Here is a 1,675-nt window from a genome sequence, read left to right as displayed (position 1 = left end):
CCTTGCTTCACAACAAGTTTAGCTTTTAACATTAATAATTGATTTACATTGTACTATGAAAAGTTTTAAAAAAAAATAAGATATTAATTTTGTTTACTTAACCAACCCTTCATACTCTCAACCTGTTCAAGAGTTCTAGCAGTTGCTGTACCACCTTCAGACTGGCGGGCATTCATAGAGGCACGGTTGTCAAGAAGTGCTACTACCCCTTCACCGATGCGGCTATCTACACTTTGTAGGTCTTCCAAAGAAAGTTCTGAGATATCCAGACCTTTCTCTTCTGCAAGGTTTACTGCATTACCTGTGATGTGGTAGGCATCTCTAAACGGGAGTCCCTGCTCTTTTACAAGGTAGTCTGCCAGGTCTGTTGCAGAGAGGTGGCCTATCATACATGCCGCTTCCATTTTGTCTGCATTGACTGTCATGTCTGCTATCATCTCTTCTAGTACTTGCAGTGATAGTATGGCAGTTTTGACAGAGTCAAATACCCCTTCTTTGTCTTCTTGCATATCTTTGTTGTACGCAAGTGGCAGACCTTTCATCACAGTAAGAAGTGCAATAAGGTTACCATTCACACGTCCTGTTTTTCCTCTGAGAAGTTCAGGGATATCAGGATTTTTCTTTTGTGGCATGATGGAAGAACCAGTCGCATGACGATCTGAGAGTGTCACCCACTTAAATTCACTAGCAGACCATAAAATAAGCTCTTCACTCAAACGGCTCATATGCATCATCATCGTAGATATGTTAAAGAGTATCTCCAAAGCAAAATCACGATCACTTACCGTGTCAAGACAGTTCAGAGTCGGGGCATTGAAACCCAATTTGTCTGAAGTGGTCTGTCTGTTGATCGGGTGTGGTGTACCAGCCAATGCCGCACACCCTATAGGAGAGTAGTTATTGCGCTCATAAGAGCTCATAAAACGCTCATAATCACGTTTAAACATACTTGCATAGGCCATCATGTGGTAACCGAAGTTTATAGGCTGTGCATGCTGTAGATGTGTCATACCAGGAAGCATCGTCTCTGAATTTTCTTCGGCAACCTTTACAAGCGTAGTGATGTTCTCTAAAAGCAGATCAGCGATAGCTTTGGTGTTGTTCTGTACATAGAGTCTAAAATCAAGTGCGACCTGGTCATTACGGCTACGTGCAGTGTGCAGACGTTTACCCGCATCTCCTACCTTTTCAGTCAGTCTTCCTTCTATGGCCATGTGGATATCTTCATCATCCCCGTCCAGTTTAAATACGCCGGACTCTATCTCACCCAGTATCTCATACAAACCACCTTCGATCTTTTCATAATCCTCTTTAGAGATGATACCCTGCTCACAAAGCATATAGGCATGGGCACGTGACCCTTCTATATCTTCTTTATAGAGCACTTTGTCAAACGGCAGTGAGTTATTGAGATCTTGTAGCAGTTGTGAACTCTTTTCAGAGATTCTTGCAGATGCAATTTTTTTAGACATGATTGTTTCCTGAAATGTAGTTAATTAAAAGTATTTTATCGTAAAGTACGTTTAAGAAGGATTGTCCGTCATAGAAAAAAATGAAGAGCCTAAGAAAGGGAGTTATATCGGGAGGGATAGGCTCTTCACTAAAAAAAGGCAGCCAGGACCAAGAGAGAAGGAAGTTATTACATATTTTGGACAAGGAGTAAAACAATTCTCTT

General features: G+C 41.4%; 1 protein-coding gene. It reads right to left on the bottom strand.

What is annotated here, in order from left to right; genetic code table 11:
* Positions 1-83 precede the first annotated feature (83 nt).
* Positions 84-1,472 carry an argininosuccinate lyase gene (argH, locus tag PF327_RS11370; protein ID WP_289402671.1) on the bottom strand — a complete coding sequence of 463 codons (1,389 nt, stop codon included), beginning with the start codon at positions 1,470-1,472 and terminating at the stop codon, positions 84-86.
* Positions 1,473-1,675: the final 203 nt, after the last annotated feature.

This window comes from Sulfurovum xiamenensis, from assembly GCF_030347995.1.
Classification (GTDB): Bacteria; Campylobacterota; Campylobacteria; order Campylobacterales; family Sulfurovaceae; genus Sulfurovum; species Sulfurovum xiamenensis.
Note: the sequence above shows the minus strand (reverse complement) of the source record. Positions and strands in the feature narration are given on the sequence as shown.

Excerpts from the sequence above, each read along its gene's own strand:
- argH (WP_289402671.1), bottom strand. The coding sequence starts at position 1,472 with ATGTCTAAAAAAATTGCATCTGCAAGAATCTCTGAAAAGAGTTCACAA.